This is a genomic window from Pseudomonas ceruminis (genome assembly GCF_021602025.1).
GTDB classification, from domain to species: Bacteria; Pseudomonadota; Gammaproteobacteria; order Pseudomonadales; family Pseudomonadaceae; genus Aquipseudomonas; species Aquipseudomonas ceruminis.
Genome location: NZ_BQHW01000009.1, coordinates 165,572 through 191,957, shown reverse-complemented (window position 1 = coordinate 191,957; position 26,386 = coordinate 165,572). Strand labels below are relative to the sequence as shown.

The following is a 26,386-nucleotide window of genomic DNA, read 5'->3' as shown; positions in this document are numbered from 1 at the left end:
GGCTTCCTGTTCGCCTGCATCGTCGTGCTGGGGCTGGCGGTGGGGCAGTGGTGGCTGTTCCGGCGGCTGCGCTGGGTGTGAGGGGGTGCGAGCCATCTTGAAACATTCGTCCCACTGCGATGTGTGACCCATCGCCCGGCGCTCTCGTCTCTGACTGACACTGCGCGAGGTGCACATGCACGATCCGTTTGAAGAATCCCTGCGTGACCTGCTCAAGGCGTCGCCGTCCGGTAAGGACCGGGACGACGCCGCCTGTCTGGGTCGCGTGCTGAAAACCGCCAACCGTCAGGTCGGCGCGGGTGATCTGTTCAGCCTGCTTGGCCGCTGGAGCCAGGCGCTGCTGATCGCCGTGAACAATGGCTCGGCGCATGTGGCGCCGGTGCGCCGCAATTCTGCCCGTAACGCTGCCACTGGCAGCAAAGCTGATAAGGCCGATTGAATATGGAACTCGATCTCTGGACCCAGAGCCTGGTCACTGCCATGACTGCCCTATGGACCAAGGTGGCGAACTTCATCCCCAACCTGTTCGGCGCGCTGGTCGTGGTGCTGCTCGGTTTCGTGGTCGCCAAGCTGCTCGATACACTGCTGTCCAAGCTGCTGGCCAAGTTCGGCCTCGATCGCCTGATGGCGGGTACCGGGCTGACCAAGATGCTTGGCCGCGTTGGTATCCAGGTGCCGATCTCGACCCTGATCGGCAAGATCGTCTATTGGTTCGTGCTGCTTATATTCCTCGTATCGGCCGCTGAATCGCTGGGTCTCGAGCGGGTCTCGGCGACCCTCGACATGCTTGCCCTGTACCTGCCCAAGGTGTTTGGCGCCGCGCTGGTGTTGCTGGCGGGTGTGCTGCTGGCACAGGTGGCCAATGGCCTGGTGCGCGGTGCCGCCGAAGGTATCGGCCTTGAATATTCCGCGGGGCTGGGGCGCATCACGCAGGGCCTGGTCATCATCATCAGCATCTCGGTGGCGATCAGCCAGCTGGAGGTCAAGACCGACCTGCTCAACCACGTCATCGTGATTGGCTTGATTACCGTTGGTCTGGCCGTTGCGCTTGCCATGGGCCTGGGCAGTCGCGAAATTGCCGGGCAGATTCTGGCCGGTATCTACGTTCGCGAACTCTACCAAGTTGGCCAGCAGGTGCGGATTGGAGAGGTCGAAGGGCAGATTGAGGAGATTGGCACGGTCAAGACGACGCTGCTGACCGACGATGGCGAACTGGTGTCGTTGTCGAATCGCGTGCTGCTCGAGCAGCGCGTCAATAGCCGCTAACCGCACAAAAGCTGTTAATGTATGCCGCCGCAAAAATCGACCCACGGGCCGAGCGGCGACATTGACCTGACTGTCGGCCAGATCCGTTTTGAATAAAGTGCATTCGCCGCCCATGCGTTATGACCCCCGCGAGCTCACCGACGAGGAGTTGGTGGCGCGTTCGCATGAAGAGCTGTATCACGTTACCCGCGCCTATGAGGAACTCATGCGGCGCTACCAGCGGACCCTGTTCAACGTCTGTGCGCGTTATTTGGGGAACGACCGGGATGCCGATGATGTCTGTCAGGAAGTGATGCTGAAGGTGCTGTATGGTCTGAAGAACTTCGAGGGCAAATCCAAGTTCAAGACCTGGCTCTACAGCATTACCTACAACGAGTGCATTACCCAGTACCGCAAGGAGCGTCGCAAACGTCGGTTGATGGATGCCTTGAGTCTTGACCCTGTTGAGGAGGCGTCAGAAGACAAGGCTCCGAAACCCGAAGAAAAGGGTGGGCTGGACAAGTGGCTGGTGCATGTGAACCCGATCGACCGGGAAATTCTGGTGCTGCGATTTGTCGCAGAACTGGAATTCCAGGAAATCGCCGATATCATGCACATGGGCCTGAGCGCCACGAAAATGCGCTACAAGCGCGCGCTAGACAAGCTTAGAGAGAAATTTGCAGGGATGGATGAAACTTAGTCCATCGGAAATATCTCTAACCAACCGGCGAGTTCTGCTAGACTTGCCGTCGAGTTGTCCCCCGGATTTTTGGTGGGACTGCTTAACTATCACCAGATGGGGATTTAACGGATGAAATTGAAAAACACCTTGGGCTTGGCCATTGGTTCGCTTGTAGCCGCCACTTCGATTGGCGCTATGGCACAAGGTCAAGGCGCCGTCGAGACTGAAATCTTCTACAAGAAGGAATTCTTCGACAGCCAGCGCGACTTCAAGAACGACGGCAACCTGTTCGGCGGTTCGATCGGTTACTTCCTGACCGACGACGTTGAGCTGCGTCTGGGCTACGACGAAGTTCACAACGCTCGTGGCGACGACGGCAAGAACATCAAGGGCTCGAACACTGCCCTGGATGCCGTTTACCACTTCAACAACCCGTACGACGCCATCCGTCCGTACGTTTCCGCTGGTTTCTCGCACCAGTCCCTGGGCCAGACCGGCCGTGGCGGTCGTGACCACTCCACCTTCGCCAACGTTGGCGCGGGTGCCAAGTGGTACATCACCGACATGTTCTACGCCCGTGCCGGCGTTGAAGCTCAGTACAACATCGACCAGGGCGACACCGAGTGGGCCCCGAGCGTTGGCGTTGGCCTGAACTTCGGCGGTAGCCCGAAGCAAGCGGCAGTCGCTCCGGCTCCCGTTGCTGAAGTCTGCTCCGACAGCGACAACGATGGTGTTTGCGACAACGTCGACAAGTGCCCTGACACCCCAGCCAACGTTACCGTTGACGCTGATGGCTGCCCGGCTGTTGCCGAAGTCGTTCGCGTTGAGCTGGACGTCAAGTTCGACTTCGACAAGTCGGTCGTCAAGCCAAACAGCTACGGCGACATCAAGAACCTGGCTGACTTCATGAAGCAGTACCCACAAACCACCACCGTGGTTGAAGGTCACACTGACTCCGTTGGCCCAGACGCTTACAACCAGAAGCTGTCCGAGCGTCGTGCCAATGCTGTGAAGCAGGTTCTGACCCAGCAGTACGGTGTAGAGTCGAGCCGTGTTGACTCGGTTGGCTACGGCGAAACCCGTCCGGTTGCTGACAACGCCACCGAAGAAGGCCGTGCTATCAACCGTCGCGTTGAAGCTCAGGTAGAAGCCCAGGCCAAGTAATTGGTTTGAAGCTTCAATGAAAAACCCGGCCTCGGCCGGGTTTTTCTTTGCCTGGCGTTTATGCCGTTGCGCAGCGAACCAGGGGCGGCACAGACCAATCGCAAGTGCTTGCTCACCCAGCGTTGCTCATTGGCAAGTGCACTCAGCTTTTGAGCAGGCTCAATAGCAGTATCAGGTTGAGCAGTAACGACAGCAGGGCCAGGGTCCGCCAGATCTTCAGCGGCTCGCGCTCGAGCAGTGGTAATGGGCGACTGAGCACCTGCCGCTCGCCGCGTTCGAGCAGCAGCAACCACTGTTCGGCGGTTTCGAAGCGCCGCAGCGGGTCCGCCGCCACAGCTTGTTGCAGGTTGTGCTGCAACCATTGCGGCAGGTCAGGGCGATAGCGCGCGGCATTGACAGGCTGGCCAAAGCGCGGGCGTTGGAACGCTTCCACCTCACCATAGGGGTAATGCCCAGTCAGCAGGTAATAGAGCGTGACACCTGCCGCATACAGGTCCTGGCGCGGGCTTGGCGGGTGGCCTTCGAAAGCTTCCGGAGCAATGTACGACGGTGTGCCGGGCAACGCATGCGGTGGGTCTTCGCTCAGGCCAGGGCAGTACGCAAGGCCAAAGTCCAACAGGCGCAATTGGCCATCCTTGCCCAGGTGCAGGTTGTCGGGCTTGATGTCACGGTGCAGCAGGTTGCGCCGGTGCAGTATGCCGATTGCCTGCAGCAGTTGGCGGGCCACTTCCAGCCATTGAGCCAGCGGTAATGGGCCTTGTTCGGCAAACTGGGCTGCGAGTGTGAGCCCTTTATGCTCACGCATCACGTAATACAGGTGCTGGCGCTGGCTGGCGGTGTGCAGCTCGGGGAAATGGCGGCCGGCCACCCTGCGCAGGAACCATTCCTCAAGCAACAGGTTTTGTGCGGCGTCGGGCTGGTGCGCGCTAGCGGACGGCAAGGTTTTCAACAGCCATGGCTGGCCTAGGCTGTCGCGCACGCGGTAGAGCAAGGCCTGACGGCTGTGCGCCAGGCGTGTCTCGACCTGCCAGCCATCGATCGCTTGGCCGTCGCGCAGGAGACCGGGCAGCGGCCATTGCTGCAGTTGCACCAGGGTATCGCCCAGGTTGGCTGTACCCAGTTGCTCGACCCGTACCAGCAGGGCGCTGGCATTGTCCCGGCTGCCATTGTAATGGGCGCTGGCGACCAGCGTGTCGGCGGCCAACTGCAGGTCAGGCTGCTCGCGTAGCACCGCCTGGATATGCTGGTCGCCCAGGCTGGCCCAGACGCCGTCGCTCACCAGCACGTAACATTCGCCCTGTTGCAGCTCGCCGTCCAGGTAATCCACCAACAGGTGTTGATCGAGGCCCAGCGCCCGTTTGAGCACGTGCTGCATGCCCGGCTGGTCCCACACGTGGTCTTCGCTCAGGCGCTGCAGGCGGTCGTCGTGCCAGCGGTAGGCACGGCAATCGCCGACATGCGCCAGGGTGAAACGGCGCCCACGCAGGACCAGGGCACTGAGCGTGGTCAGCAGTGGTTGGTCGCCTTGCGCACGCAACCAGCGGTTCTGTGCCAGCAGCAACCGATCAAGCGCCTGCGCCACGCTCCAGGTGGCGGGTGTGGCGTAATAGTCCATGGCCAGCGCCTGCAGGCTGGCCCGTGCTGCCAGGCCGCCATCGGCGCACTGGCTGACGCCGTCGGCAAGGGCGAACAGGTAGCCCTTGCTGGCGGCAAGCTCTGGCGCCGGGGTGACCAGGCGCAGGGCGTCCTGGTTCTCTGCACGTGGCCCGGTGGCACTGGCCTGGGCAAAACTCAGTTGTAGGCTCATCGCCTGGCCTCATACTCGGGCCGCAGTGACCGCCGCCGAGCCCCAGGTGGTACGCCAGCGTCGCTTCACCCCATGCAGGCCGAACCAGGCCAGCAGGCCCAGGCTGGCGAACAGCCACAGCCCCAACTGGTAATCGCCGGTGTGCTGCTTGATGGCGCCCAGGCCGGCCGCCAGCAGGAAACCGCCTATGCCCCCGGCCATGCCGATCAGCCCAGTCATCACACCGATTTCCAGGCGAAAACGTTGCGGTACCAGCTGGAACACCGCGCCGTTACCTGCCCCGAGGCCAAGCATGGCACTGACGAACAAAGCCAGTGCTGCGGTGGCGCTGGGCAGGTGGAAGCCCACGGCTGCGATGCAGATGGCGGCAATGCTGTACATGCCCAGCAGCGTGCGGATACCGCCGAAGCGATCGGCCAGTGCGCCGCCCAACGGGCGCATCAGGCTGCCGGCGAAGACACAGGCAGCCGTGTAGTAGCCGGCAGTGATCGGACTGAGGCCATACTGGTCGCTGAAATAACCGGGCAGGGCACTGGCCAGGCCGATGAAGCCGCCGAAGGTGACGCTGTAGAAGAACATGAACCACCAGCTGTCGCGGTCACCCAGGGCTTTGAGGTAATCGGCCATGGCCTTTGGCGTTGGCCGATGGGGTGCATTGCGCGCGAGCAGGGCGAACAATGCCAAGGTCAGGGTCAAGGGGATAACGGCGAAACCAAACACGTTGTTCCAGCCGAAACCTGCGGCCAGCACAGGCGCCAGCAAGGCGGCAAAAACGGTGCCGGAGTTGCCTGCACCGGCGATGCCCATTGCCTTGCCCTGATGCTGTGGCGGGTACCACTGCGAGGCCAGCGGCAATGAAACGGCGAACGAGGCGCCGGCAACGCCAAGGAACACGCCGAGCAACAGGGCCTGCTCATAGCTATGGACACCCAGGTACCAGGCCCCAGCCAGGGCACCGATAACGATCACCTGGCCGATCAGCCCGGCAGTCTTGGGCGAAAGACGGTCGACCAGCAGGCCCATGACAAAGCGCAGCACTGCCCCCGCCAGAATCGGTGTCGCCACCATCAGGCCCCGTTGCTGTGCGCTCAGTTGCAGATCGGTGGCGATCTGCACCGCCAGGGGGCCGAGCAGGTACCAGACCATGAAGCTCAGGTCGAAATACAGAAAGGCGGCGAACAGCGTGGGCACATGCCCGGATTTCCAGAAGCTGGTACTCATCGAACACCTCATTGGGCAATGCAACGGAAACGAAAAGACGCCGCTACCCGACCCACTGGCGTGGAGGGGGAGCGACGTCTTTGTCGAGGGTCTGTGGGCAACCGCCGTTGGCTACCGGTGCACTTTATCCAGCAAAAGCTGGGCCAAGCTGGCGCGCCTGGGGCTTCAGCCCAGCATCTCGTGCATGGCTATGATCTGATCGGCCACCTGGATCAACTTCTGCTGCCGGCTCATGGCCTGCCGGCGCATCAGGGTGTAGGCCTGCTCTTCGTTGCAGTCCTTCATCGTCATCAGCAAGCCCTTGGCCTGCTCGATGCGTTTGCGCTCGGCGAGCTGTTGGTCGCGCGCCAGCAACTGCGCCTTGAGTGCCTGGTCGCTTTCGAAGCGGGCCATGGCGACATCCAGAATCGGCTGCAGCCGAGCGGCGTGGATGCCTTCGACGATGTACGCGCTGACACCCGCCTGGATCGCCTGGCGCATCACCCCAGGGTCATGCTCGTCGGTAAACAGCACGATCGGGCGAGGCTGGTCGCGGCTGACCAGCACCACCTGTTCCATCACGTCGCGATCGGGGGAGTCAGTGTCGATCAACACCACGTCGGGGCGCACTGATTCGACGCAGGCGGGCAGGTCGATGGTCAGGTCCGGCGCCTCGATTACTTCGAAGCCTGCTTCGCGCAGGGCGGCCTTGAGGCGGCCGAGCTTGTTCTGGGTGTCGTCGATCAGCAGGATGCGCAGCATGGTGATGGCCCTCACAGACCGATACGAGCATCGGGCAGTTCGCCCAGCGCATGCAGACTGAAGCTGCGGGCATAGCCGTGCGGGTCGCTGCCATCCCAGCGGATACCATCGATCAACAGGCTGCTGCGCATCGGCAGGTCCGGGCAATGCACACCCAGGGCTTGCGCCGCTTCCCGATACAAGGCCCATTGCTGGACCTGGCGGGCGACGCCGAGATAGTCGGGGTCATCACGCAGCAGGCCCCAACGGCGGAACTGAGTCATGAACCACATGCCGTCGGACAGGTAAGGCAGGTTGGCCCGGCCTTGGTCGAACAGGCGCAGGGCGTGATGGTCGTGCCAGTGGTTGCCCAGCCCATCCTGGTAGTCGCCGAGCAGGCGTGGCTCGATGGTGCCCAGGGCGGTGTCCAGGTAAGCGCTGCCGCTGAGCAACTGCGCGGTGCTGCGACGGTTCTCTGGGCTCTGTTCGATGAAGCGGCCGGCAGCGAGGATGGCTTTGACCAGGGCGCGCGCACTGTTGGGGTACTGTTCGACGAAGGCGCGGGCGCTGGCCAGAACCTTTTCGGGGTGGTCGGGCCAGACCGTCTGGCTGGTGGCCAGGGTGAACCCTTGGCCTTGAGCCACGGCCGCCGCTGCCCAAGGCTCGCCGACACAGAACCCGTCGATTCGCCCGGCCTGAACGTGCGCTGCCATCTGGGCGGGAGGGACCACCACGCTGTCGACATCGTGCAAGGGGTGAATGCCTTGGCTGGCCAGCCAGTAATACAGCCACATGGCATGGGTGCCGGTGGGGAAGGTCTGTGCGAAGGTCAGTCGTGCGCTTTGTTGGTGCACCAGGCGAGCCAGTGCTTCAGGGCTGGTCACGCCCTGGCGCTGCAGGGCAGGGGAGAGGTTGATGGCCTGGGCGTTCTGATTCAGCCCCATCAGCACCGCCATGTCGCTGGCCGGCACGCCACCTATGCCCAGGTGCACGGCGTACACCAGGCCGTACAGGCAGTGCGCGGCATCCAGTTCGCCAGTGGCCAGCTTGTCGCGCAGGCCGGCCCATGAACCTTGGCGTTTGAGGGTCAGGGACAGCCCCTGTTGCTGGGCGAAGCCCTGGGTGGCGGCAACCACCACCGAGGCGCAATCGGTCAGGGCCATGAAGCCGATGTTGAGGCTGGGTTTCTCCGGGGCATCGCTGCCGTTTACCCATGCCAGGGCTGATGTAGTCACAAATATCCCCGCCTGTACTGAATAGGCACTGTGCAAGCGATGTAGCAACCCATGTGCCAAGGCGCTCCCAGGATTTGCTGTCATGCCAGCCGCACGCTGGCTATAATCGCAGCCTCATTCACCCCTGAGCCTTGCCCGCCCATGTATACCCTGGCCCGCCAGCTGCTGTTCAAGCTTTCTCCGGAAACCTCCCATGACCTGTCCCTGGACCTGATCGGCGCCGGTGGCCGCCTTGGTCTCAACGGTGTGCTGTGCAAGCAGCCCGCAGCGTTGCCGGTGAGCGTGATGGGCTTGAACTTTGCCAACCCGGTTGGCCTGGCTGCGGGTCTGGACAAGAATGGCGCGGCCATCGATGGCTTTGCCCAGCTGGGCTTTGGTTTCGTCGAGATCGGCACGGTCACCCCGCGACCGCAACCGGGCAACCCCAAGCCGCGGCTGTTCCGCCTGCCAGAAGCCACGGCGATCATCAACCGTATGGGCTTCAACAACCTGGGCGTCGATCATCTGCTCGAGCGGGTACGTGCTTCGCGCTATGACGGTGTGCTGGGTATCAACATTGGCAAGAACTTCGATACCCCGGTCGAGCGCGCGGTAGACGATTACCTGATCTGCCTGAGCAAGGTCTATGCCCAGGCCAGTTACATCACCGTCAACGTCAGTTCACCGAATACCCCAGGCCTGCGCAGCCTGCAGTTCGGCGACTCGCTCAAGCAGTTGCTCGATGCGTTGGCCGAGCGCCGCGAGCAGTTGGCGGGTGAACAGGGCAAGCGCGTACCGCTGGCGATCAAGATTGCCCCGGACATGAGCGACGAGGAAACCGCACTGGTGGCCGCTGCACTGATGACGTCGGGGATGGACGCGGTGATCGCTACCAACACCACCCTGGGCCGTGAGGGCGTTGAAGGGCTGCCATATGGGGGCGAAGCGGGTGGTTTGTCGGGGGCGCCGGTGCTGAGCAAGAGCACCCATATCGTCAAGGTGCTGGCAGGTGAGCTGGGTGGCAAGCTGCCGATCATTGCGGCCGGCGGCATTACCGAAGGCCGACACGCCGCCGAGAAGATTGCTGCCGGCGCCAGCCTGGTGCAAATCTATTCGGGCTTCATCTACAAAGGGCCCGCATTGATCCGTGAAGCCGTGGATGCGATCGCGGCCATGCCCCGCGGATAAACCGCACGCATAAAAAAGGGCCCCTTGAAGGGGCCCCTGGGCCTTAGCCCGCCGCCCGGATGGGGCGTGCATGGTGACTCGAATTCAGTGTCCTCGTTCAGCCAACGGCGTGATTTTCGTTGAGTCTATGGATGCCAGCGGTGCCAGTCATTCCGTCCCAGTTATCACCGCGACCTTCGCGCCAGCCGTTAATCCAGGCTTGGCGAACTGAAGGAAGATTGAAAGGGCAAAGTTCGCGGGATTTGCCGGTGACCCCGTATTGGTAGCCACGTGAATATGCTCTTTCCAACGGATCACGCTTAAGTCTTCTCATAGGGTGTTGCCCTCACTTGTTGACTGTAATGTCCCGTCGGCCTCTCCGAGGCCGGGCAGAGTCGTTCTGCCGGTGTGCGCCCGCTGCCGGCGTGGCGGGCTGAAAGTGCCGCCTCGTTGCGAAGCGGCCTAAGACCAGTTCTAACGAATGCGAGTCACGCTGGGAATGATCGATTTGTCATAAGCACGTAACCTTTCCGAGGGTGAAGGGATAAGTAAATAAATGCGACTCAACCTTATTTGCTGTTGAGGCCGCTATGATCGGGGTTTGCTGACGCTTGACGTCATTTCGCCAGCGCTGCAGCGTGATGACAGAAATAATTTGAAATGCGACGAAGGGTCACATGCGCCCTGATGTCGACGGAAATTTTTAGTACTGCCTGATGATCTAAGCTGTTTCTGCCACTGGGCGAGCACGGATCGATCAGGCGGCCCGGACCGTCCGCTGCCCACCTGTTGGCAGCGGCGGCCACTCGGACGCTTGCTGGAAGGGCGTTCGGGCAAACATCGGCGGGGCGATGCGTCGCCTCGTCACTTTAATAGCCCAAGGCTCTGGAAAACACATGTCGGACCGTTTCGAACTCTATCTCACCTGCCCCAAAGGCCTGGAAGGCCTGCTTGCCGAAGAGGCCAGAGGCCTGGGCCTCGAAGAGGTGCGTGAGCACACCTCGGCCATCCGCGGCGAGGCCGACATGGAAACCGCCTACAGCCTGTGCCTCTGGTCGCGCCTGGCCAACCGCGTGTTGCTGGTGCTAAAGCGCTTCAACATGAAGAACGCCGACGACCTTTACGATGGCGTCCACGCGGTTGATTGGGCTGACCACCTGGCCGCCGACGGGACCCTGGCCGTGGAATTCAGCGGCCATGGTTCGGGCATCGACAACACCCACTTTGGCGCGCTCAAGGTCAAGGATGCGATTGTCGACAAACTGCGCAACCGCGAAGGCCTGCGCCCATCGGTGGAAAAGATCGACCCCGATGTGCGCGTGCACCTGCGGCTGGACCGTGGCGAGGCGATCCTCTCGCTGGACCTCTCCGGCCATAGCCTGCACCAGCGTGGCTACCGCCTGCAGCAAGGCGCTGCGCCGCTGAAGGAAAACCTGGCGGCGGCGGTGCTGATCCGCGCCGGCTGGCCACGCATTGCCGCTGAAGGCGGCGCCCTTGCCGACCCGATGTGTGGTGTGGGCACCTTCCTGGTCGAGGCGGCGATGATGGCTGCCGACATCGCCCCGAACCTCAAACGTGAGCGTTGGGGGTTCAGCGCCTGGCTGGGCCATGTGCCGGCCACCTGGCGCAAGGTCCACGAGCAGGCACAGGCCCGCGCGCACGCTGGCCTGGCCAAGCCACCCCTGTGGATCCGTGGCTACGAGGCCGACCCTCGGCTGATCCAGCCGGGGCGCAACAACGTCGAGCGCGCCGGCCTGGGTGACTGGGTCAAGATCTACCAGGGTGAAGTCGCCAGTTTCGAACCACGTCCGGACCAGAACCAGAAGGGCCTGGTCATCAGCAACCCGCCGTATGGCGAGCGCCTGGGCGACGAGGCCAGCTTGCTGTACCTCTACCAGAACCTCGGCGAACGCCTGCGCCAGGCGTGCATGGGCTGGGAGGCGGCAGTGTTTACCGGTGCGCCGGAGCTGGGCAAGCGCATGGGCATCCGCAGCCACAAGCAATATGCGTTCTGGAACGGCGCATTGCCGTGCAAGCTGCTGCTGTTCAAGGTGCAGCCTGACCAGTTCGTCACTGGCGAGCGCCGCGAGGCCCAGGCTGAACACACTGACACGCGACGCCAGGTGCCGGTGGCCAATGAGCCGGCACGCCTGTCCGAAGGCGCGCAGATGTTCGCCAATCGCCTGCAGAAAAACCTCAAGCAGCTAGGCAAGTGGGCGCGCAAGGAACAGGTCGACTGCTATCGCCTTTACGATGCTGACATGCCCGAGTACGCCCTGGCCGTCGACCTCTACCAGGATTGGGTACACGTGCAGGAGTACGCTGCGCCCCGCTCGATCGATCCGGAAAAGGCCCAGTCACGTTTGCTGGATGCGTTGGCAGCGATCCCCCAGGTGTTGGGCATTGACCCGCAGCGTGTGGTGCTCAAGCGCCGCGAGCGGCAAAGTGGCACCCGTCAGTATGAACGCCAGGCCACCGAGGGGCGTTTCCAGGAGGTGAACGAAGGTGGCGTCAAGCTGCTGGTCAACCTCACCGACTACCTCGATACCGGGCTGTTCCTCGACCACCGCCCGATGCGCATGCGCATCCAGCGCGAAGCGGCGGGCAAGCGTTTCCTCAATCTGTTCTGCTATACCGCTACCGCCAGCGTGCATGCCGCCAAAGGGGGGGCACGCAGCACCACCAGCGTCGATCTGTCCAAGACCTACCTGGACTGGGCACGTCGCAACCTTGCGCTCAACGGCTTCTCCGAGCGCAACCGCCTGGAGCAGGGGGATGTCATGGCCTGGCTGGAAGCCAACCGCGACAGCTATGACCTGATCTTCATCGACCCGCCAACGTTCTCCAATTCCAAACGTATGGAAGGGGTGTTCGACGTTCAGCGCGATCACGTGCAACTGCTCGACCTGGCGATGGCACGCCTGGCGCCCGGAGGGGTGCTGTATTTTTCCAACAACTTCCGCAAGTTCCAGCTTGATGAGCACTTGCAGGCGCGCTATGTGGTCGAGGAAATCACCGCCCAGACCCTGGACCCGGACTTTGCCCGTAACAATCGCATCCACCGCGCCTGGCGCCTGCAATTGCGGTGAAACGACCAGCTGCGTTGCAGGGCTAATGGCCAATAGCTATAAATCAGCACAGGGCCAGAATGTTCGCAGGACGCTGACGTTGACGAGATCAATCTATGTCGAAGTATGGCGTGCGTGCGAAGGTACTGGGCCTGTGCAGCGAGGCGATGGCTGCCTGGGGGGTGGCCCTGGTGGCACTGGTGGCCGGTGGCATGCTGTCGGTAGCCTTGGCGCTGGCCACACAGGCGTTCTACATGCAGCAGTTGCGCCAGCGCTTCGAGCTGTTGGCCAGTGAGCGCTTTAGCCGTATAGCCGAGCGTTTCGATGATCAGCAGCAGCGCCTCGATGGTTTGCGGCGCTACTTCAGCTTCTCCAATGAAATCACCCCTCGCGAATTCGACGGCTATGCCCGGCCCTTGTTACGCCGCACCCAGGCCTATTCCTGGGCGCCGCGGGTCGAGCACGCCCAGCGGCGCGAGTTCGAACGCCAGGCCAGTGCCTGGCTGGGGCAGCCCTATGCGATTCGCGATCTCGATGACCAGGGCAACTGGCATGCCGCGCCACCTCGCGATTACTACTTCCCGGTGCTCTACACCCAGGCTACCCGCTTGCAGGGGCAGCCCTACGGGCTGGACCTGCGTGGCCAGGCCAAACGTGACCAAACCCTGCAGCGTGCCGTCCTGCCCGGCAGCATGGCGGTGTCTGAGCCATTGGACATGATCAATGTGGTTGCGGACTATTCCCGTGGGCTGCTGATGGTCGCGCCAGTATTTTCCGATGCGCAGGCTGATGGCCCGGCAGCAGGTTACGTGATGGCGCTGCTGAACCTGCGCCAACTGATCACCGAGGGTTTGCCGACCGCTGCCGAAGACAACCTGGTGGTTCAAATTACCGACCCAAGCGGGCGCAACGGCCATGAAGTGCTGTTCGATTCACAGAACCAGGTCGCGCCCCTGGCATTGGTCAGCACACAACTGCTGCAACTGGCTGACCACCCGTTTCGGCTCGACATCCGTCCAAGCCAGGTGTTCATGCAGGGTAACCGCTCTTCAGCGGCGCTGGCAGTGGGGTTGCTCGGCGGTTTGCTGAGCCTGCTGCTCAGTGCTCTGCTCTACAGCCTTTTCAGCCAGCGGCAACGCGCCTTGACCTTGGTCGGTCAGCGCACTGCAGAACTGCGCATCAGCGAACAATCGCTGCGCGGAACGCATGCCCAGTTGCGTAGTGTGCTGGATGCGGCCACACAGGTAGCGATCATCGCGACCAGCCTCAAAGGCGTGGTCAGCACCTTCAATGCCGGTGCCGAACGCATGTTGGGCTATTCGATGGGCGAGGCGGTTGGCCATCTGCAACTTGAGGCACTGGTGTTGCCCGAAGAGCTCGAGCGGCGCGCCCATGCCTTGAGCCTGCGTTACGGGCGACCCATCGTCGGCGGTCAGGCGATGTTCGCCGAAACCATACAGGCGCAAGGGGCGGAGCCTGGCGAGTGGACACTGGTGCGCAAGGATGCAAGCCAGTTGCTGGCCAACATGCTGGTGACCGCCATGCTTGACGAGCAGGGGCTGTGGGTGGGCTACCTGGCGATTTGCATCGATGTCACTGAGCGGCGCCGTGTGCACGAGGCCCTTGAGCTGCGTGACCGGTTGCTGGAGAAGCTCAGCGCAGAGGTGCCCGGCGGTATCTATCAGTATTGCCTGCAAGCGGATGGCCACTCTTGCTTCCCTTACGCCAGCCAAGGACTGTTCGACATCTACGAGATCGACCTGCAGCAGTTGCATGAAGACGCCTCGGCCGCGTTCGAGCGTATCCACCCTGAGGACCTCGAGCGGGTGCGACGCTCGATAAGGGACTCGGCCGAACACCTTACGCCCTGGCGCGAGGAGTACCGGGTTTGCCTGCCACGTGCGGGCTTGCGCTGGGTGCGTGGCGAAGCGACACCGGAGATCGGTGAGCAGGGCAGCACCTTGTGGCATGGCTACCTGACCGATATCTCCGACCTCAAGCGTGTGGAGGAAGACTTGCGTGCCCTGTCGGTGACCGACTCTCTCACCGGCATTCATAACCGGCGCTATTTTCAGGAGCGGCTGAGGGTTGAACTGGACCGTGCCCAGCGTGAAGGCCAGGCCTTGGCGGTGATCATGCTCGACGTCGACCATTTCAAACGGATCAACGACCAGCACGGCCATGCGGTGGGCGACCGTGTATTGCGCAGCCTGTGCCAGCGCATTGTGCAGCGCTTGCGGCGCACCGATGTGTTCTGTCGGCTGGGGGGCGAAGAGTTCATTGTGCTGTGCCCGGCCAGCAGCGTCGAACAGGCGCGGTTGTTGGCCATGGAGTTGTGGCAGGGGGTACGCTGCGTGCCGGTGGAGGGGGTAGGCAAGGTGACCGCCAGCTTTGGCGTGGCCGGCTGGCGCCCGGGCGAGGGGGTCGACGCCTTGCTGCTGCGGGCCGATGCCGGGGTGTACGCGGCGAAGCAGGCGGGCAGGGACCGCGTGGAGGGTGAGCCGGGCTGAGGTTGGCGTGCTCCAGTACCCGCTTCATTGCCGGCTTGCCGGCAGATGAGGCGGGTACTGGCCCGTCAAAATCAGGGGGCTACCGCCGCCGTACTGTTACCGGCTTTCGGCTGGCGATACAGGTCCAGCAGTACCTGGTCCAGCACCTGCGAGGCCCCCCACGGTTTTGGATCGTTGAGGATCGCCGCCACCGCCCAGGTATGGCCGTTGCTGTCACGGCTGAAGCCGGCAATGGCCCGTACCGTGTTCAGGGTACCGGTCTTGATATGCCCTTCACCGGTCATGGCGGTGCGTTTGAGGCGCTTGCGCATGGTGCCGTCCATGCCCACCAGCGGCATGGAGCTGATGAACTCGGCCGAGTAGGGGCTCTTCCAGGCGGCCTGCAGCAGTGCTGCCATTTCGCGGGTGCTGACCCGTTCGGCACGTGACAGGCCTGAACCGTTTTCCATCACCAGGTGCGGCGCGGTGATGCCTTTTTTCGCCAGCCACTGGCGCACCACACGTTGGGCCGCACGGGCGTCGTCGCCGTCGGCGTCGGTACGGAACTGTGCACCCAGGCTGAGGAACAGCTGCTGGGCCATGGTGTTGTTGCTGTACTTGTTGATGTCGCGGATGACCTCCACCAGGTCGGGGGAGAAGGCCCGGGCGAGTAGGCGGGCGCTCTTGGGGACGTTCTCGACGCGGTCACGCCCCTGGATGCTGCCACCGAGCTCGTTCCAGATCGCACGCACTGCCCCGGCGGCGTAGGTCGGGTGGTCGAGCAGCGACAGATAGGTCTGTGAGTTGCAGCCATCGCCCAGTTGGCCGCTGACCACTACGCTGATGCCGTCCGGCTGCGGCACCGGGTTGTAGCGCACGTCGCCGCTGCACTGTTTGGAGGCCACTGCCTTGACCTGGTTGTCGATGCGGATGTTGGCAATCGGCGGCTCGACGGCGATGGTGACCTTGCCGCCATCGTTGCGGGCGACAAAGCGCAGGGCCTTGAGGTTGACCAGCAAGGCGTCGGGTTTGACCAGGAAGGGTTTGTTGACATCGCCGCCATCATCGTCGAACTGCGGCAGGTTGGGCTGCACGAAGTGGCTGCGGTCCAGCACCAGGTCGCCGGTAACGGTACGCACCCCGTTCGCACGCAGGTCACGCATCAGCAGCCAGAGCTTCTCCATGTTCAACTTCGGGTCGCCACCACCTTTGAGGTAGAGGTTGCCGTTGAGCACGCCGTTGCTCAGGGTGCCATCGGTGTAGAACTCGGTCTTCCACTGAAAGGTCGGGCCGAGCAGTTCGAGCGCCGCATAGGTGGTGACCAGCTTCATGGTCGAGGCCGGGTTGACCGATACATCGGCGTTGAACACCGTGGCATTGCCCGGGCCGTCCAGCGGCAGCATCACCAGCGACAGTGCGGTGTCCTGCAGTTTGTTGGCCTTGAGGGCTTGCTGCACCTTGGGTGGCAGGCTGGTATTGACGGCGGCGGCCTGGCTCGACAGGGTGAATGGAAGGAGCAGGCCGGCGAGAACGAGAGGACGGAGCGTTTTGATCATAGGAGGTTAAGACCCTGCAGACGAGGGAAAAAGAAACGGGGGCTGTAAGAGATGATGACCCACGACGAAATATAGTGCGCATTATGCCCCAAGCGCAGCCCTGATGCGCCACGTTCGACGGAAAAGCGCCGTTGCCCTGCGGAAACTGTTAAAGTGCCGCGCGTTATTACTTAAGAGGATTGTTTCATGGCTACCAACCGTTCCCGTCGTCTGCGCAAAAAGCTGTGCGTCGATGAATTCCAGGAGCTGGGTTTCGAACTGAACCTGGGTTTCAAGGAAGACCTGTCTGACGAAGCCATCGATGCCTTCCTCGACGCCTTCCTGGCTGAAGCCATGGATGCCAACGGCCTGGACTACGTCGGCGGCGATGACTTCGGCCTGGTCTGCCTGGCCAACCGTGGTTCGGTCAGCGAAGAGCAACGCGCCACTGTCGAAGCCTGGCTCAAAGGCCGTAGCGAACTGACCACCATCGAAGTCAGCCCGCTGCTGGACGCCTGGTATCCGGAAAAGCCGATCAACTCGGCTTCCTGATCCACGCCTGAAGCGGCAGCCCGCCCGCGCGCCGCTTCCTCAAGCCCTGGCCAGCAGCCTGGCCAGGGCTTTCTCTACGCGGCGCATATGCCGCGCCAACGCCTGCCGTCGCAATTTCACCTGCGAGGCTGGCAAGCCGCTTTCTTCCAGAGCCTCGCAAGCCTTCATCATGTTCCGCGCTTCGAGCATCCGTGCTGCGCTGAGGATCTTGTGCGCCTGTTCGTGGATGGCCGGTGCCGCATGTTCGGGGTCCATACGCATGAGCTGGGCCAGGTCCTGTTGCAGGCTCAGGTGCAGGGCGGTGAGAAACCGGTCACGGTCGTTGGGGTCGTTGCCGACGATGCCGGCCAGGCCCTTCAGGTCGAACAGTGGGCAGGTGTCAGCCTCCTGTGGGTGGGCGGCAATGCTTGCCAGGCGCTGGCTCAGGGTGCGCAGGCTGATGGGTTTGAGCAGGCAGTCGTCCATGCCGACACTGAGGCATTTTTGCCTGACTTCCGGCTGGGCATTGGCGGTGTAGCCCAGAATGATGCAGCGAGGGCGAGCGCCTTGACGTTCTTCGGCGCGCACCGCAGCGGCGAGTTGGTAACCGTTCATGTGCGGCATGTTGCAATCGAGCACCACCACGTCGAATTGCCCGCTGCGCCATTTGCTTAGGCCTTCGCGGCCGTCGCTGGCGCTGGTGGGTGTGAGGCCCAGGTAACCCAATTGCTGCTCCATCAGCAGCAGGTTGGCCGGGTGGTCATCGATCACCAGCACGTTCAGGTGCGGATCGGGCCGCTCGACATCTTCTGCCCCCAGTGCCTGCGGCGGCGGTGCGTCAACGCATTGCAACGGCATGACCAGGCGAACCTGGGTGCCGAAATCCGGCATGCTCTTGATGCTGAGGTCGCCGCCCATCATTTCGCACAGGTTGCGGCAGATGGCCAGGCCAAGCCCGGTGCCCGCTCGCGCGCCCTGGCTATGTGGGTTGGCTTGCACGAAGGGGTTGAACAGGCGCTGCAAGTCATCGTCGTGAATGCCGATGCCGCTGTCGCGCACTTCAAGCTCCAGGCTTGGCGCTGCATCTGGCCCTTCATCGCGCAGGCTCAGGCTGATGCGCACCTGGCCGTGCTCGGTGAACTTGATGGCGTTGCTGATCAGGTTGGATAAAACTTGCTTGAAACGCAGTGGGTCGAGCAGGGCATGGCAGCGGGCGTCGGGGCTGATGATGATCTCCAGCGCCAGGCCTTTCTGCCGCGCCTGACCATCGAACACGCGGCCCACCGATTCGACCAGCCTGGCCAGGTCAACCGGTTCTGGTGCAAGGGACAGGTGGCCGGACTCGATGCGCACGATGTCCAGAATATCGCCGATCAGGCCCAGGAGGTCCTTGGCCGAATGGTGTGCGACTTCCAGCGAGGTGCGGTCGATCTGCCCCTGGTTGGCGCGTTTGACTGCAAGTTCTAGCATGCCGATGACGGCGTTCATCGGCGTGCGGATCTCGTGGCTGATGGTGGCCAGGAAGGTGCTCTTGGCACGGTTGGCGTCGTCGGCCAGTTGCTTGGCTTCGCGTAGCTCCTGCACCAACTTGCGCCGTTCGCTGATGTCGATCCAGCCGCCGATGATGCCCTGTACCTCACCCAGGGAGTCCCGGTAAGGCAAGATCCAGTGGTAGAGGGTGATCTCGCGGTCCTTGAGCCGCAGTGGACGATCGATGATCAGCGGTACGCCGGCGGCCATTACCTGCAGATAGTCAGCATGGATCTGGCGGGTGGCTTCGGCGCCCGCGAACAGGCTATCTTCCAGGCGCTTGCCAAGCACCTCATCGAGGTTTGCCTGAACCGCTTCCAGGTAGCTGGCGTTGCAGCTTTTCAGGCAGCCGTCGCGGTCGCGCACATACATCGGGTGGGGGGTGCCGTTGAGCAGCGCGCCCATGAATTCCAATTGATCGTTCAGCGCCCGTTCGGCGCGTTGACGCTGCTTGATCTGCCGCCGCAGGCGGGCGTTCCAGATCAATGCCAACAGCAGGAGCAGCCCGGTGCCCAGCAACACCTGCAGGACCAGCCGGCGAACCTTCTGCCAGCTGTTGTCCTCGTGCGCGCTGTAGCCGCGCCAGCGATTGTTGATCACGCCCAGTTCTTCTGGCGAGATGCTCAGCAGTGCCTTGTCCAGGATCGATGCCAGCGCGCTGGCCTGGTCGGTCGTGGCCATGGCGAAGTTGGCAGGTTCGATGCCAACGGTATTGCGAATGACCAGGTTGGCATTGCCGGCCAGCGCGTGGCTGGCATCGATGAGCGTGGTTATCACGGCGTCAACGGCGCCGCTGCTCAGCAGGGCCATGGAATAGAAGGGGCTTTCGGTCTCGATCCAGCCGGTTTGCGGATAGTGGGTGGCCAGCATTTTGGCCATCGCGCTGTAGCGGGTGACGGCGATGCGGCGGCCCCGCAGTTTGTCCAGCGAGGTGTACTGAGCAGTCTCGGCACGGGTCACCAGCACATAGGCGCTTTCCAGGTAAGGGCGGCTCAGGTGCAAGCGCTCGTTGCCCATGTCGTCCACGGCAAGTGCGGCAATCATGTTCACGCGCCCGTCTTGCAGGCGTGCGATCATCTCGGCGATACCGTTGGCTCGCTGCACCTCAAAGCGCAGGCCGGTACGCAGGCGGATCAGATCGAGCAGGTCGGCGGTGATACCGCGGAAATGGCCATTGCTGTCGAAGTAGGACAGCGGTGCAGCGGTCTCGTCGATGGCCACTTGCATGACCGGATGGCGCTGCAGCCATTGCGCCTCTTCCTGTGTCAGCTGCAGTTTGCGGTCGGTCAGCAGCAGGTCGCCGCCGGCCCCCCAGCGTTTGAAGATGCTGGTGCGCACAGCGCTGGACTGGCGCTCGAGCGTGGTGTTCACCAACGCCCGCAGATGGATGTCCTGGGCCCGCATGGCAAAACTGAAACCAACGTTTTCGTGCTTGCCGAAACTGGCCATGCGCAGGCGTGGCAGGTGGCCGCGATTGAGCAGGTAGTGGGTCGAGATGGTGTCGCCGATGAACACATCGGCCTGCCCGAACGCTACGGCATTGAGGGCCTGGGTTGGAGAGCCGAAGGCCAGCAGTTCGGCTTTGGGATAGATCGCGCTGACTTCCTGGTTGGGCAGGTAGTGATAAAGCATACCCAGGCGCATGCCTTCCAGGCCGCGGTTAAGCGCACGGTTTTCATCCTCGCGGGTAACCAGCACGGGCTGATCTACGGCGTAGGGGTGCGATAGCGCCAGGCCATCGATTGCCGCTTCAAAACCGTTGGCGCTGCCCAGCAGGTCGATGTGCCCGTCTTTTAAGGCCTGAACAGCGGCTTGTCGGTTGGGGTAGCGCAGAACCCGTATGGGCAGTTGCAGGGCTTTGCCGATCAAGTTGGCGTATTCCGCGGTCAGGCCTTGGTAGTCGCGGCCGCCACTGGTGATGTCAAACGGTGCATAGTCCGGTGCCGAGGTGCCCAAGGTCAGGTATTCACGGCCCTGCAGCCATTGCCGTTGCTGCGCACTCAACTGGGGCTGCAACAGGGTGGTCGATGAACGGGCGAGCAGTGTGTAAGGCGTAGCCTCCTGTTCGGTGGCCTGCGCACCGCTGGCCACTATCAGCATGAGGGCCAGCCAGGCAAGGAATCGCGCCATTGAAAACCTCAGACGAGCGCGTTGCGTTTGGCCATTTCGATGAGATCGACCAGCGTGTCGACCTGAAGTTTTTGCATCAGGCGCTTTTTGTATGTACTGACCGTCTTGTTGCTCAGAAACATGCCTTTGGCGATTTCCTTGTTGCTTCGCCCCTGGGCGAAAAGTTGCAACACCATCAGTTCGCGATCATTGACCTGGCGGAAGAGGCTGAGATCGGCGTCGGACGATTCGTGGCCATTATGGATAGCCTGGCTGGGAAAATAGTTGTAACCGGCTAGTACGGCCTTGATTGCACTGAGCAGTTCGCTCAAGTCTTCCTGCTTGCACACATAGCCTGCGGCACCCGACTGCATGCAGCGCACGGCAAACAGCGCTGGTGACTGTGCGGTGAGAATCAGCACCTTCAGTGGCAGGGCCATGGCCTGGAAGCGGGAGAGCACCTCAAGGCCGTCCAGCTTGGGAATGCTGATGTCGAGGATGACCAGGTCCGGAAGCGTTTCGCGAATCATCTGCATGGCGTCCACGCCATTGTCCGATTCGCCGACGACCTTGTAGTTCTGGTTTTCTAGCAACATACGAACAGCCAGACGGATGACTGGATGGTCATCGACAATAAATACGGAGTGCATGTTCAACTTCCCTGCGGCGGATAAAGGCAGTGGCACCTTAACCCAGTTGGAACGCGTGCGGGATGCGAGGAACGACGATTAGCCGTATATGGGAAATGGCTTACAGGAAATAACAATTTGAGCCACGAAGCACCGCCCTTGAACAGGGTGTTAGAGGTGTTTTGGTAACTTTTTATTGGTTACGTTAGTTTGGATGTTTAGTTGGTAAACGAGGTGTGTAGGAAATTTCTTTCAATGAGCGATGCCGCATGCTCCGGGGCATGCGGCATCGCTCAGTTCAGGTCGGGCTGGAGCGCCCGGTCATTTCCCGGGCCATCTCGCTGGCATAGCTGTCGGTCATGCCGGCGATGAAGTCGATCATGCGCAGGAATGCCGTGTAGAGGGAGTCATGAGGGTGAGGCGCGTTGTTGCCGATCAGGTCCAGCACGCGGCGGCTCTTGAACGACGGGGTGCGCCCGCCATGTTGCTCGAGGGCGGCGCCGCAGAAGGTGTTGAGCAGGATCTCAAGGGTGGTGTAGGCGCCAATTTCATGCAGCGTCTTGCGCTTGTCCTGGAAGATCTTGTTGCGTGCCATGGCCTTGGCCTGGAGCACGCAGCGCTGGGCGGGGCCGTGCATGTGCTCGACCAGGTCACCACTCAGTTGCCCGGCGAGCAGTGCCTGCTGCTGTTCGACGAAAGCGCCCGCAGCGGCATTGGTGAGGTGCTCGATGGCCTTGCCCCGCAGGATTGCCAGTTTGCGCCGGCGGGAGTCCGAAGGGCCGAGCTGACGGTAGGTTTCGGGCAGGTCATCCCCCACCAGGTCCAGCAGCAGTGCTTCTACTTCGGCGTACTCCAGCAACTCCATCTCCAGGCCATCTTCCAGGTCGATCAGCCCGTAGCAGATGTCGTCTGCTGCCTCCATCAGGTAGACCAGGGGGTGGCGTGCCCAACGCTGCTCTTCCAGCAGCGGCAGGCCAAGCTTGTGGGCGATCTGCTCCAGTAAAGGCAACCCGCTTTTGGTAATTGAACAACCATTTCTTATATTGATGGCGGAGTACCTTCAAATAGGTGTTTTTCGGAAAAATTGTTCTTTAGATTCAGTATTTTAGGGTTCGATGCTTAAGTGGATAAAGTGCTGCTAAGTGTATTTTTCTGTTCATATGGTCAGGATTTTATGGCCGGGATTAGATGTTCGAGAGCACCTGATGACTTTTGATATTGATGGCCTTAAGCTATTGGTGTTTCGTGGGGCGGGTGATGCGGGCTAAGCCTGCTAGAACTCCGTTGGTAAGATGCCTTTTGAGTAGCTCGTCGGTAGTATCTAAATGCCTATTACACATAATCTTTCAAAAATATTCACTCAGACACTTGAGCAAGCTGTAGATGGTGTTGTTGTTATTGATGCTGAGAATAATGTTGTTCTTTTTAATCGTGCGGCGGAAGCTCTGTGGGGCTATAGCAGAGATGAAGTGCTAGGTCGTAATGTTAAGATGCTCGTTCCTTTAGGAATGCAGTCTAAGCACGATGACTATATAAATGAAAATCGCCGGACGGGTATCAATAAAATTGTAGGTACTACGCGAGAGGTCCCGATTCATAGAAAGGATAGCTCTCAGCGGTGGGGAGCTATGTCGATCTCTCGTGTCGAGAGTGAAGGGATGGTTGTTTATACTGCATTTGTGAAGGATATTACTGATAGGCGTAAAGAGCGTCAGCGTACCAAGCTTTTATCACTGGTTGCGAATGAGACAGATAATGCAATTGTTATTACCGACCATGAGTGGAAAATTGTCTTTGTAAATAAGGGTTTTGAGCGTATTTTTGGCTATTCTTCTGAAGAGGTTGAAGGGTTAAGGCCTGCTGCTCTAATAGTGCCGCATTTGAGTGATGAAAGAATTCAGGCGGTCCACTCTAGATTAAAGGCTGGTTTGTCTTTTAAGGTTGAAGAGTTAACGCGGCTTAAAGATGGCGAGCGTATATGGTCAAATATTGCTATTAGTCCAATTTTGAGTGCGAGTGGCGATCTTGTTAATACTGTTACTGTGCTTGCTGATGTGACAGGCTCAAAGATACATGAGGTTATTCAAAGTACTATATTGGATGCCATGGTGCGGGAGAATCCTCTAGAGGAGGTAATGGATCTGGTATGTAGGGAAATTGAATTTGTTGAGCCTGATATAAAGATAGCTGTTATACAGATTGATGAAGATGGGGTCATGCATCCGCTGGCGGCCCCCAGTCTTCCGGTTGAGTATGCAAGGCTATTAGAAGGGATGCAAGTGAAACATTGTGTCGGCTCTTCAAGCAAGGCTGCTTACTATGGTGAGCCTGTTGTTGCGGAGGATATTGAGCAAGATCCAGTATGGGAGGGCCTGTCAGAAGAGTTTTTGAGGTTTGGAATTAAAAGTTATTGGTCTACGCCTATCAAGAATACAAAGGGAAGTGTTGTCGGTGTACTTGTTTTTTATTACTCGGTGCGTAGGGTTCCTTCAAGCCTTCATGAAATGATGATGGAGGTTGCTTCGCCGCTTTGTGCTCTTGCGATAGAGCGTGAAGAAGATAGAGAGAACATACGGCAGTTAGCGTTTTATGATAGCCTTACCGAGCTTCCCAATCGCAGTCTATTGCATGCTAAAGCCGACCATGCTTTGGTTGATGCGAGGAGATCAAAAAGCTCAATGTCGGTCTTGTTTATTGATTTGGATCGATTTAAGCAAGTTAATGATTCACTTGGGCATCCGGCTGGTGATGAGTTGCTTAGGGCCGTTGCTGAAAGATTACTATTTAATCGCCGGGCGTCTGATATTGTAGGGCGGCTGTCTGGAGATGAATTCGTTGTGGCTCTACCAAACTGTGGTAGTGAACATGTCACTGAGATTGTTGAGGAAATAAGAAAGTCTATATCAAGGCCGATTAATATTGGTGGGGTTATTTTGTCTCCATCCGCCAGTATAGGGGTTAGTGTGTATCCTCAAGATGGTCATGATATGGGTACTTTGATACATCGTGCTGATATGGCTATGTACCAAGCGAAAGGAAGTGGGAGAGGCAGGTTTAGTTTCTTTAGTCCTGAGCTGAATCAATTGGCTCTAGAAAGGCAGGAGTTGGAAAGTGCATTGCGTTTGGCAATAGATGGTGGCGAGCTTAGGTTGCACTATCAGCCGCAAGTTAATGTAGATGATGGGACGCTCTATGGTGTTGAAGCTTTGGCTAGGTGGCGGCACTCAAAGTTTGGAGAAGTTTCTCCTTCGAGATTTATTCCTCTTGCTGAAGAGTGTGGGCTGATAGGGGATTTAGGTGCTTGGGCTGTAAGGGAGGCCTGTCGTCAGCTTGCAAGTTGGAGGCGGAAAGGGCTGAAAATACCTGCCGTTTCTGTGAATTTGTCGCCAAGTAATTTTCATAACTTAGATCTTGGTGGGATGATATTGAGGACTCTAGGGCAGCATGATTTAAAGGTCGGCGATTTGACATTGGAGCTTACGGAGAGTGTTTTGCTTGATACAAATCCTAATACTATGAAGGTGTTGGGTGATGTCAACTCAAAAGGGATTAAGTTGGCGATGGATGATTTTGGTACGGGCTACTCTAGTTTAAGCTATCTTAGGAAGCTTCCGATTCAAGAGCTAAAGCTAGATAAGAGCTTTGTTCTTGATTTGGAGAAAGATGAGATAAGTAGGGCACTTAGTGAGGCTGTGCTTAGGATAGGTGATAGTTTACATTTAAAGGTCGTCGCTGAAGGCGTTGAAGAGGCGGGGCAATATAAGGTTCTCAAGGAGCAGGGTTATCATGTTGCTCAAGGTTACTTTCTTTCAAAGCCGCTTGCTCCTAGAGAATTAGAAGAGTGGGTTTCCAATCTCTATAAATAATTTAATTTTTCGAGTGGGTGATGGTATGTTTTTCAAGGTTAGGGATTTAAAAGAAAAGCTTGCGGAAGTTAGTGAGAAGCTTTTTTCGTTGGAGCAGGTTAGGAAAAGTCTTGACGATGAGATGTTAGTGCTTCGATTAGATTCTCAAGGTGTTATTATGGAGGGTAATGATAATTTTTTACGTGAAATGATTTATTCGGTTGAAAAATTGGTTGGGAGGCCAATTTTTGACTTGGTTCCAGCTTTTGCTCGGAGTACAGATCATTTTAATCGTATGAAGAATGCGGTTCAGTCTGGGAGTCATTGGGTTGGTGCTCTTCAAGCTTGTAGGGGGAATGGGGAGGAGGCATGGTTGCGTGTGATTATTCAGCCAATTAGAAGTTCAATGGGGGTGCTTTCTCATCTCTCAATTTATGCCACTGACCTTACTCGAACTATTGCAGAGTCCTGTGAACATGAGAATTTGATTGGGGCTTTGCAGCGTTCAACTGCAGTTATTGAATTTGATCTTGATGGGATAGTTTTAACTGCAAATGATAGATTTTTAAGTGCAATGGGTTACAGCTTGGAGCAAATAAAAGGAAAGCACCACAGGATTTTCTGTGAGTCTGCAGAGTCTTCCTCTCAAGGGTATGAGGATTTTTGGGAGAGACTTCGAAGGGGGGAGTTTGTGGCGGATCGCTTAAAACGTATAGATAGTTATGGTCGGGTTGTGTGGCTGGAGGCCTCGTATAATCCAGTTTCGGACTCTTATAAAAGATTGTATAAAGTGGTTAAGTTTGCAACTGTCATTACTGAGCAAGTTAACCGCGAGCAGGCAGTGTCTGAGGCGGCCGATATAGCTTATGGTACTTCGAGGAATACTGATGAAAGTGCACGGCGTGGTAGTGGAGTGGTTCAGGATACAGTGAGGGTAATGCAGGAGCTGGCTGCTCAAATGGAAGCGGCTGTAGAGGGTATTCGTGCACTGGATCAGCAGTCCCAACTGGTTGGTGGGATTGTAAAAAGTATTGGGGGAATTGCTGATCAGACTAATTTGCTTGCACTCAATGCGGCGATTGAAGCGGCAAGGGCTGGTGAACAAGGGCGGGGGTTTGCTGTAGTTGCTGATGAGGTAAGACAGCTTGCATCCAGAACTACGAAGGCGACGAAGGAAGTTGTCGAAGTGGTTTCTAAAAACCAAAAAATGGCGGAGGAGGCTCTTCGAATCATAGAGCAGGGTAAAATGCATGCAGTGCAAGGTCTTGAGCTTTCCGCTGAGGCAGGAAATGTTATATGTGAAATTCAGGAGGGGGCTCAAAAAGTGGTTGAGGCGGTAGGACGTTTTGCTAATAGGTTGGGTAACTGATTGGTCTTGTGAGTTTGTGTTTTGCTGATATCAATGGCTAATGATTTTTTTGTGTGTTGTT

Annotated in this window: 18 protein-coding genes and 2 pseudogenes; 11 read left to right on the top strand and 9 right to left on the bottom strand. The window is 59.3% G+C overall.

The window, feature by feature from the left end:
- Positions 1-175: 175 nt before the first annotated feature.
- The 4 genes from L6D80_RS13500 to L6D80_RS13485 all read left to right on the top strand — a co-directional run bounded on the left by L6D80_RS13500 (position 176) and on the right by L6D80_RS13485 (position 3,091).
- Entirely contained in the window at positions 176-439 is a 264-nt protein-coding gene (locus tag L6D80_RS13500) for a hypothetical protein (protein ID WP_054902333.1), read from the top strand.
- Positions 440-441: 2 nt separating this feature from the next.
- Positions 442-1,266, top strand: a complete 825-nt coding sequence (locus L6D80_RS13495) for a mechanosensitive ion channel family protein (RefSeq protein WP_054902332.1) — start codon at positions 442-444, stop codon at positions 1,264-1,266.
- Between the two features lie 112 nt (positions 1,267-1,378).
- Positions 1,379-1,945: an RNA polymerase sigma factor SigX gene (gene sigX / locus L6D80_RS13490; protein ID WP_054902331.1), complete on the top strand. Its 567-nt coding sequence runs from the start codon at positions 1,379-1,381 to the stop codon at positions 1,943-1,945.
- Positions 1,946-2,056: 111 nt separating this feature from the next.
- Positions 2,057-3,091 carry an OmpA family protein gene (locus L6D80_RS13485; protein ID WP_054902330.1) on the top strand — a complete coding sequence of 345 codons (1,035 nt, stop codon included), beginning with the start codon at positions 2,057-2,059 and terminating at the stop codon, positions 3,089-3,091.
- Between the two features lie 142 nt (positions 3,092-3,233).
- On the opposite strand, the gene L6D80_RS13480 is transcribed toward L6D80_RS13485, so the two are convergent.
- The 4 genes from L6D80_RS13480 to L6D80_RS13465 all read right to left on the bottom strand — a co-directional run bounded on the left by L6D80_RS13480 (position 3,234) and on the right by L6D80_RS13465 (position 8,074).
- A complete protein-coding gene (locus L6D80_RS13480) occupies positions 3,234-4,898 on the bottom strand; it encodes a bifunctional protein-serine/threonine kinase/phosphatase (protein WP_176514611.1) in 1,665 nt (554 codons plus the stop codon).
- 9 nt (positions 4,899-4,907) lie between these two features.
- A complete protein-coding gene (locus tag L6D80_RS13475) occupies positions 4,908-6,119 on the bottom strand; it encodes a nitrate/nitrite transporter (RefSeq protein WP_176514610.1) in 1,212 nt (403 codons plus the stop codon).
- Between the two features lie 165 nt (positions 6,120-6,284).
- Complete coding sequence (locus tag L6D80_RS13470) at positions 6,285-6,860, bottom strand: ANTAR domain-containing response regulator (protein ID WP_054902381.1); 576 nt, start codon at positions 6,858-6,860, stop codon at positions 6,285-6,287.
- An 11-nt stretch (positions 6,861-6,871) separates the two neighbouring features.
- Complete coding sequence (locus tag L6D80_RS13465; protein WP_054902327.1) at positions 6,872-8,074, bottom strand: CmpA/NrtA family ABC transporter substrate-binding protein; 1,203 nt, start codon at positions 8,072-8,074, stop codon at positions 6,872-6,874.
- A 141-nt stretch (positions 8,075-8,215) separates the two neighbouring features.
- On the opposite strand from L6D80_RS13465, the gene L6D80_RS13460 reads away from it, so the two are divergent.
- Positions 8,216-9,241, top strand: coding sequence for a quinone-dependent dihydroorotate dehydrogenase (locus L6D80_RS13460; protein ID WP_054902326.1), 1,026 nt, complete (start codon positions 8,216-8,218; stop codon positions 9,239-9,241).
- A gap of 97 nt (positions 9,242-9,338) precedes the next feature.
- Here L6D80_RS13460 and rmf read toward each other — a convergent pair whose 3' ends face one another.
- Positions 9,339-9,554 (bottom strand): ribosome modulation factor, encoded by a 216-nt coding sequence (gene rmf / locus L6D80_RS13455; RefSeq protein ID WP_003248687.1) that lies wholly within the window; start codon positions 9,552-9,554, stop codon positions 9,339-9,341.
- Between the two features lie 562 nt (positions 9,555-10,116).
- Between rmf and rlmKL the strand changes: the two genes are divergently transcribed.
- Together rlmKL and L6D80_RS13445 are read left to right on the top strand one after the other, a co-directional pair.
- A complete protein-coding gene (gene rlmKL, locus L6D80_RS13450; protein ID WP_054902325.1) occupies positions 10,117-12,309 on the top strand; it encodes a bifunctional 23S rRNA (guanine(2069)-N(7))-methyltransferase RlmK/23S rRNA (guanine(2445)-N(2))-methyltransferase RlmL in 2,193 nt (730 codons plus the stop codon).
- 95 nt (positions 12,310-12,404) lie between these two features.
- A complete protein-coding gene (locus L6D80_RS13445) occupies positions 12,405-14,798 on the top strand; it encodes a sensor domain-containing diguanylate cyclase (RefSeq protein ID WP_176514608.1) in 2,394 nt (797 codons plus the stop codon).
- Between the two features lie 71 nt (positions 14,799-14,869).
- Here L6D80_RS13445 and dacB read toward each other — a convergent pair whose 3' ends face one another.
- Positions 14,870-16,333, bottom strand: a complete 1,464-nt coding sequence (gene dacB / locus L6D80_RS13440) for a D-alanyl-D-alanine carboxypeptidase/D-alanyl-D-alanine endopeptidase (protein WP_054902323.1) — start codon at positions 16,331-16,333, stop codon at positions 14,870-14,872.
- Positions 16,334-16,519: 186 nt separating this feature from the next.
- Here dacB and L6D80_RS13435 point away from each other — a divergent pair, with 186 nt between their 5' ends.
- Complete coding sequence (locus L6D80_RS13435; protein WP_054902322.1) at positions 16,520-16,864, top strand: YggL family protein; 345 nt, start codon at positions 16,520-16,522, stop codon at positions 16,862-16,864.
- A 39-nt stretch (positions 16,865-16,903) separates the two neighbouring features.
- On the opposite strand, the gene L6D80_RS13430 is transcribed toward L6D80_RS13435, so the two are convergent.
- The 3 genes and pseudogenes from L6D80_RS13430 to L6D80_RS13420 form a co-directional block, all read right to left on the bottom strand.
- The gene (locus L6D80_RS13430) at positions 16,904-20,503 is read right to left on the bottom strand and encodes an ATP-binding protein (RefSeq protein ID WP_054902321.1); all 3,600 of its coding nucleotides are present in this window, start codon (positions 20,501-20,503) and stop codon (positions 16,904-16,906) included.
- A gap of 8 nt (positions 20,504-20,511) precedes the next feature.
- The gene (locus L6D80_RS13425; protein ID WP_054902320.1) at positions 20,512-21,132 is read right to left on the bottom strand and encodes a response regulator transcription factor; all 621 of its coding nucleotides are present in this window, start codon (positions 21,130-21,132) and stop codon (positions 20,512-20,514) included.
- Positions 21,133-21,409: 277 nt separating this feature from the next.
- Positions 21,410-22,129, bottom strand: a pseudogene (locus L6D80_RS13420) (deoxyguanosinetriphosphate triphosphohydrolase); the annotation flags it as partial.
- Between the two features lie 307 nt (positions 22,130-22,436).
- Here L6D80_RS13420 and L6D80_RS13415 point away from each other — a divergent pair.
- The 3 genes and pseudogenes from L6D80_RS13415 (at position 22,437) to L6D80_RS30310 (ending at position 26,325) form a co-directional block, all read left to right on the top strand.
- Positions 22,437-24,977, top strand: coding sequence for an EAL domain-containing protein (locus L6D80_RS13415; RefSeq protein ID WP_042132490.1), 2,541 nt, complete (start codon positions 22,437-22,439; stop codon positions 24,975-24,977).
- Between the two features lie 25 nt (positions 24,978-25,002).
- A pseudogene (locus L6D80_RS30315) lies at positions 25,003-25,785 on the top strand (PAS domain-containing protein); the annotation flags it as partial.
- Between the two features lie 12 nt (positions 25,786-25,797).
- Positions 25,798-26,325: a methyl-accepting chemotaxis protein gene (locus tag L6D80_RS30310; RefSeq protein ID WP_370738927.1), complete on the top strand. Its 528-nt coding sequence runs from the start codon at positions 25,798-25,800 to the stop codon at positions 26,323-26,325.
- Positions 26,326-26,386 lie beyond the last annotated feature (61 nt).